The following is a 6000-nucleotide window of genomic DNA, read 5'->3' on the forward strand; positions in this document are numbered from 1 at the left end:
CGCATCGCGGACCAACACTGCAATACAAATTCCCAGGCTACCGGTGGCGTCTGCCATCGCGGTATAGGGAAAGGAGCTCAAAGCTACCAGACTTCCAGCTTCAAACGATCCGTCGCCTGAGTAAAAGCACGGTCTCGGCTTACCAAGGTGGCATCCACGGCAACGGCATGGGCTGCAATCATCATGTCGAGGTCGCTGAAATTAATGCCTTTGGCTTCGAGCGTGGAACACAGTTCACCATAACAACGCGCCACCTGCTCATCCCAGGGCAACACATCCATGTGTAACAGGACCTGAGTCATGGCTTTTTTCAAACGAATCGGCTGTCCCTTGCGATGCAAGCCGTACTCCAACTCCGCCAGCGTAATGCTGGACATCACCACTTGACCAACAGGCAACTGGATCAAACGCGCCAGCAAGTCGACATCCCGCCCCTGCATGATGTGGCTGACCACATTGGTGTCGAGCATATAGCGCTGGCTCATTCCTCCCAGCCTTCAAAAGGGTCGCGGCGGGTGTGGGTTTGGCGGCGCTCAATGAGCAGGTCTTCGTCTTTGTTGTGTGCCACCGCGTCAAGCAAACTTTGCCAATCTTGTGGTTTGCGCGACAGCACCACATCTCCAGTAATGGGGTCGTGGCGAATGAAAACCTCCGACACGTCAAAGCGGAATTCCAGCGGCAATCGAACCGCCTGGCTGCGACCAGTGGCGAATATTTTGGCAGTTTGATGCATGGTGCGCCCCTTGATGGTATGCCACATGATATCTACCACCATGTCAAATGTCAATGCACATGATTGATCCAAGCAGCGGCAGCTCAGTTGATGGCGATCAGGGCATAGCCCTTGGTCTGGTAACCGATCATTGAATTGAATACATTGGCGACCAGCTTGACCTCCGGGATCAGCTGCGCCGGATCAGCCTTGAAAACACGCATCGCGACGGAACAGTCGTCGGGCTGCGAGGCCGCAGACAGGGCCGGCGCAAATGCCATCCAGAAGACGGTCATCATCCAGACGAACCTGACACCCATTTTCATGGTCGATTCCCCTTCACTGTGGTCAAACCCAGCGCTTCCCAGTCCATCATGCCACCACGGTAATGCGAGATTTTCTCCACCGGGTAACCCATGCGCACGAGATTTCTGATGCCGGCCGGACTTTGCAAACACATGGGGCCGTAACAAAACGCGATGATGTTGAAGGCAGCAGAACAGTCCCACGTCTTGTCTGCGCGACGTCCGCACCCCAGTTTGTCCAGTCGGTCCTCAATTTCGTTGTACGGGATGTGAAATGTGTTGGGGATGGTGGCTTTCAGCGGTTCGTCTTCGTCACGCATGTCAATCACCATGACAGAGGGATTGTTCAGTGCGTGCAACACCTCGATTTCGGTCACCGGGGTGACTCCGGGCAAGGGCACCAGCGGCTGCAAAACCCCTTTGGGATAGGCGCAGGCTGTTTTGCTGCGCGTGACGGCGATAGGGCCGCTGGGTGTCTGCACGACGAACTGCGTGTCGTTCCCGATCAGTCGCAGCTGTTCCGGCTCAGCCGCCCATGCTGGCGTCAGCAACACCGGCGACAGCAAGAGCAGCCACGCCAGCCGCATCAGCTCACTCCTTGATGACGCAGGTTTCGCCCTTGCAGGAGATTTCGGCATCGAGGTAAGCAACGTTGGTGTAGCCCTTGCGCCCCAGAATGTCATACGTCTTGGTGCTCTTGGCACCGGTGGCGCAGTTGACAAACACGGGAACGTCTTTGGGAATCCTGGCAAAGTCCTGTTCCATGTCTTCAATGGGCAGATTCACCGCGCCCTTGAAGTGCCCGCGGGCAAAGTCCGCAGCCGGGCGCACATCCAGAATGAACTTGCCAGCCGTCACCGCCTCTTCAAAGACTTTGGGCGCCACTTGACCGGGCGCATACATGGGTGCCCAGCTCACTTGCGTGAGGGCGGGCGCAGCGCCCAGCGGACCTTTCCACACACTGATCGGGAAATAAGCCAGACGGCGAAAATCGTATTCGCGCAACATGTCCAGCGCCTCATTGGCAGCCGTCATGTCTCCCCGGTCCAGCACCACCAGGGGCGCATTTTTGGACAATTTGGCGAGCGCGTCCTGACCCTTGCTGGCCTTGAGGTCGGTCAGCGAGAGTTGCAGCGTCTGGTTATTGGCACCGACGATGGTGCTTTGCCCTGGGGCGGTATCGAGCAGAATCAGGTTGCCTTTTTTCAGGAAGGCTTCTGTTGCCAGCAGGGGTTGGGCTTTCTGGTTCCAGCCCGGGACGCCGTTGCGGTAAACCCAGACATCGGTGTAGCCCATGGTCCTGAACACAGCAGCCGAGTCCACCGACAAGGTGCACTCGCGGCCCGCGCAATAAAAGACCAGCTTGCCGGTCTTTGGAATGGCCAGTTTTTCGACGCTGGCCGCCGGGTCTTTTTTCAGCACATCCAGCGGCAGGTTGATGGCGCCCGGAATGTGCCCGGCGATAAATTTGCCAGCCGGCCGGCTGTCCAGCACCCAGACTGTTTTACCGATCGCGCCTTGCTCGTAAAAACTCACCATCTGGTCGTTGACCACTTCGTCGGCCTCAGCCTTGACATCTGCCGCCAGTGCGCTGAAGGCCAGCGCGCCAGACAGGGCCAATGTCCACAACATGCGTTTCATGACATCACTCCTTGAACGTGGGAAGCTTGTCTCCCAATCACAAGTTTGTACGCTACCGGCAGGGAGACTCAACCGGCGGCGCGCTGTTCAGCAGCAGATCAGCAGCCAGCGGTCTTCTTGAACGACTTGCTGGTGTTCTTGCCGTCTTTTTCAAAACGGGCACGGATTTCATCGCCTTCCACGATGCGCTTGTCCTTGAACTTGTCCAGGGTCAGGTCATCGGTGATTGTGATGGTGACGGGTGCGCCAGCCTTGCTGTCCTTCAGCACGGCGGTGGCCGACTTTCCGTCGGCGGCCAACGTGATTTTGGTGATCGGGCCGACCAACTTGCCTTCTTCTGCCAAGGCGTTGGCAGTGAAGGCAGCACCGGAAAGACCCAGCACGGCGGTAACGATCAGGGTTGAGAATTTGGTTTTCATGATGAGACTCCTGCTAAAAAATGAAATAAAAAAAGATCAGAACTTGACTTCAAAGGTGGCGTAAACGTTGGTGGCGTTCTCCAGCGGCGTCAAGGTCGACATCTGACCATTGACATCGCCAATGGCTACCGGAGCACCGACCCAGTTGTTGCTGCCGGTGTAGTCGAAGTTGTAACGCTGCACGCCCAGGCGGAAGAAAGCCTTGCTGAAGAACGAGGAAACCGGCGCAAGGTCGAGATCCTTGATGTAGTAAGCCTCGATCACGCTGCCCCGGGTACCGGCCTTGGCAGTCCACATGTCGTCAGCCGCGGGCGAGAACGGGATCCAGTTCTTGGAGCCATGGTTGTATTCGAAGCCGAACTTGTCCTTGGACGGCAGGTCGTAGCGCACGCCCAGGGCGATGCCGGTACCGGTCTTGTCCGACGGCGCTTCAGGATTGAAGAAGCCCCCGGTCAACAGACCCTGGAAGCCGTTTTGCGCCGAAACATTGTTGTTGGGGTGGGTCTGGCTCATCGCCACTTCGCCAAACACATGCAACATGCCTGCGCCCACGTTCTTGTACGTGCTCATGAAGCCGGCACCCAACCAGTCGATGTCGCCCAGGTCAGCCTTGCTGGCGGTGTCGCCAAAGTAGGTGTTGCTCATGGTGGGCGCATCGAAGATGTGCGTGCCACGGTTCCACTGCAACCAGACGCGCAACGGATCGGTGTCGATCGGTACCACCGAAATGCCGATCATGTCGGTGTCGGCCAGCGAATTGCCAGCAACATTGCTGTAACCACTCTCGAAGCCGCGACCATAACAAAACTTGGCATAGGCGCCTGGCAATGCATCGATTTCTGGCGCATAGCCCAGGGTCAGGCCGTCGAAGGCATAGTCCACCAGCAGCGAAGGCACGCCGCCCGTGCCCGGGCGCGGCTTGTTCTGCTTGAGGTTGCTGGGTGCGCCTTCGGTCGATGGACGGCGACCGACCGAGAACCAGATTTCCTTGTCGGCGATATTGCTCCAGGTCGCATAGATGCGGTCGACATTGAGATCGCTGGTCGACGGCACATGGCTCAGCGTGCCGTCGAAGACACCGGTTCGGTCGGCAAAGAACGGGGCCGAGCCGGCGTTCATGATGGCACCGTCGTTTTGCGAACCAAACACCTTGTACATGGCCAGGCGCGCGGTCACGCTGACATCCTGCGTGGCCTTGGCGTTCAGGTCAAGGTCGAACTTGTTGGTCATCAGGCTGGTGTTCTTGGGCTTGTAGGCGGGCACGGTCTTGGCAAACGCAGCCATTGCGCCAACCATGCCGGCGTTCGTCGGATTGGCCAGGAAGGCCGCCGCCTGGTCGTAGCTGCCCACGGCGTTCATGCCCTGGGCGAAGCCCATCAGCCCGGACAGGGCTTGCGCCGAAGTCCATCCCGGGTTGAGGCTGGAAGCCGCAGCCGGGTTGGCGAAGAACTCGGTTTGCAACTGGTTCTGCGCATTCGCAAACGTGCCGGCCACATCGGTAAAGGTCTTGCTCTGGCCTTCCAGATAGTCGTAACGGAAGCGGTAGTCGCCACCCACCGTCAGCCATTTACCGAGCGACTTGCCTTCAAGCTGTTTAACCTGGCTCTTGAGCTCGTCAATTGCCGCATCATTGCTTGCAGCCACTGGCGCAACAGGCGCGGCAGCCTTGGCCTCATTGGCCTGAACCTGCCCCTTGAGCGCCTGCAATTGCTGCGCCAACAGCTCATTTTGCTGCGCCAGAGCTTCAATTTTTTTTATCAGATCAGCCTCGGAGGCGTAAGCCGCCATCGGCACCACCATGCCGGCGATCAATGCAACCAGCAGTTTTTTCTGAAACCTCTTGCCCATGAATAACTCCTAAAGATTTAACAACGAAAATTTATTTGCCGCATTAATGTTTATTGCCAGGTGCAGCGTCGTCCCCCAGGTCTTCCCAACCAGTAATCATGGCCATGACCTGCGAAGTAATCTTGTGACCGGTGGTGGCCAGATACAGGTGCGAAATCAGAAAGGCCAGCATCAAAAAGGCACCCAGGGTGTGTGCTGCAGCAACCCACTGCAAGCTCAGGCCGCTCAGTCCCAGGCTTGGCCAATCGGCATAAAACAAATACAAACCACCACTGACCCAGATCAAGGGACTCAGCAAGGTCAGCACGGCCAGGTAGGTCAGGCGTTGCAGCGGGTTGTGCTTCTTGCCCGTGGTCGGCTTGTAGGGGTGTTCTTCACCCTTGAAGATGCCCGACGAGTAGTAGTTGGCCACCGCCAGCATTTTTTGTGTGGTAGGGATGTACTGCCGCCACTCGCCGGTAGTGAAGTGCCAGAAGATGGCAAAAATCCACAGCCCCACCAGGGTCCAGGCAGCGATGGTGTGGTAATCCACCGCCTTGCCAAAGCCAAACAACTTGTAGCTGCCGTGCACTTCAAAACCGGTCACCAACATGGTGATGATGAGTGCCGCTTGCGACCAGTGCCAGAACCGCTCGAAGGGTTTGAAGAGATAAACGCGTGCCATGATGGTTCTCCGGTTTAGTGTTTGCGGGTAATGAGGCGCATCAAGCCGTGGCCTGTGACACCCAGCAGGGTCAGCGCGGCCAACAACCAGCCACCAATCTCAAGCCAGGGTGCATGGTCCCGGCCGCGACCAGGCATATAAACGCCATCAACCTTTTCCAGGCGGCCGTTGCTGACGTGGCACTCAACACAGCCCAGGGCTTTTTCCTTGGGCGCGACCATGTGGGTGATCGGCCAGATGCTCTCGGTCTCGATAAAGTCCACCTGACCGGAAAACTGCACACCGCCCTTGGCCATGCCCGCCTCGACGGCCTTGACCCAGTTCAGGTTTTTCCAGTATGCGGTGTCGTCGTGGCCCGCCAGGTGGGTAATCACCAGCGATTTGGTCACGGGGTCGTATTGCTGTTTGCCG

The 6000-nt window shown here is 57.7% G+C and carries 8 protein-coding genes and 1 pseudogene; all 9 read right to left on the reverse strand.

Features of this window, described 5'->3' with window-relative positions; genetic code table 11:
* Window positions 1-83: 83 nt before the first annotated feature.
* A complete protein-coding gene (locus NDI87_RS05960; RefSeq protein ID WP_296273892.1) occupies window positions 84-485 on the reverse strand; it encodes a type II toxin-antitoxin system VapC family toxin in 402 nt (133 codons plus the stop codon).
* Window positions 482-733: an AbrB/MazE/SpoVT family DNA-binding domain-containing protein gene (locus NDI87_RS05965; protein WP_296273893.1), complete on the reverse strand. Its 252-nt coding sequence runs from the start codon at window positions 731-733 to the stop codon at window positions 482-484. The genes NDI87_RS05960 and NDI87_RS05965 overlap by 4 nt, the downstream gene beginning before the upstream one ends.
* A gap of 83 nt (window positions 734-816) precedes the next feature.
* Complete coding sequence (locus NDI87_RS05970; RefSeq protein ID WP_296273894.1) at window positions 817-1038, reverse strand: hypothetical protein; 222 nt, start codon at window positions 1036-1038, stop codon at window positions 817-819.
* Window positions 1035-1604 carry a rhodanese-like domain-containing protein gene (locus NDI87_RS05975; RefSeq protein WP_296273896.1) on the reverse strand — a complete coding sequence of 190 codons (570 nt, stop codon included), beginning with the start codon at window positions 1602-1604 and terminating at the stop codon, window positions 1035-1037. The genes NDI87_RS05970 and NDI87_RS05975 overlap by 4 nt, the downstream gene beginning before the upstream one ends.
* 4 nt (window positions 1605-1608) lie before the next feature.
* A complete protein-coding gene (locus NDI87_RS05980) occupies window positions 1609-2658 on the reverse strand; it encodes a rhodanese-like domain-containing protein (protein WP_296273898.1) in 1050 nt (349 codons plus the stop codon).
* Window positions 2659-2756: 98 nt separating this feature from the next.
* The gene (locus NDI87_RS05985; RefSeq protein WP_296273900.1) at window positions 2757-3077 is read right to left on the reverse strand and encodes a hypothetical protein; all 321 of its coding nucleotides are present in this window, start codon (window positions 3075-3077) and stop codon (window positions 2757-2759) included.
* Window positions 3078-3113: 36 nt separating this feature from the next.
* A complete protein-coding gene (locus NDI87_RS05990; RefSeq protein ID WP_296273902.1) occupies window positions 3114-4925 on the reverse strand; it encodes a DUF3373 domain-containing protein in 1812 nt (603 codons plus the stop codon).
* Window positions 4926-4968: 43 nt separating this feature from the next.
* On the reverse strand, window positions 4969-5589 hold the full coding sequence (locus NDI87_RS05995; protein ID WP_296273903.1) for a cytochrome b/b6 domain-containing protein: 621 nt from the start codon (window positions 5587-5589) through the stop codon (window positions 4969-4971).
* A gap of 14 nt (window positions 5590-5603) precedes the next feature.
* Window positions 5604-6000 (reverse strand): annotated as a pseudogene (locus tag NDI87_RS06000) (cytochrome C); the annotation flags it as partial.

The organism is Rhodoferax sp. (genome assembly GCF_023701345.1).
Taxonomy (GTDB): domain Bacteria; phylum Pseudomonadota; class Gammaproteobacteria; order Burkholderiales; family Burkholderiaceae_C; genus Rhodoferax.

Coding starts and splice junctions, on each gene's coding strand:
- NDI87_RS05995 (WP_296273903.1), bottom strand. CDS start 5,589: ATGGCACGCGTTTATCTCTTCAAACCCTTCGAGCGGTTCTGGCACTGG.
- NDI87_RS05975 (WP_296273896.1), bottom strand. CDS start 1,604: ATGCGGCTGGCGTGGCTGCTCTTGCTGTCGCCGGTGTTGCTGACGCCA.
- NDI87_RS05965 (WP_296273893.1), bottom strand. CDS start 733: ATGCATCAAACTGCCAAAATATTCGCCACTGGTCGCAGCCAGGCGGTT.
- NDI87_RS05970 (WP_296273894.1), bottom strand. CDS start 1,038: ATGAAAATGGGTGTCAGGTTCGTCTGGATGATGACCGTCTTCTGGATG.
- NDI87_RS05980 (WP_296273898.1), bottom strand. CDS start 2,658: ATGAAACGCATGTTGTGGACATTGGCCCTGTCTGGCGCGCTGGCCTTC.
- NDI87_RS05985 (WP_296273900.1), bottom strand. CDS start 3,077: ATGAAAACCAAATTCTCAACCCTGATCGTTACCGCCGTGCTGGGTCTT.
- NDI87_RS05990 (WP_296273902.1), bottom strand. CDS start 4,925: ATGGGCAAGAGGTTTCAGAAAAAACTGCTGGTTGCATTGATCGCCGGC.
- NDI87_RS05960 (WP_296273892.1), bottom strand. CDS start 485: ATGAGCCAGCGCTATATGCTCGACACCAATGTGGTCAGCCACATCATG.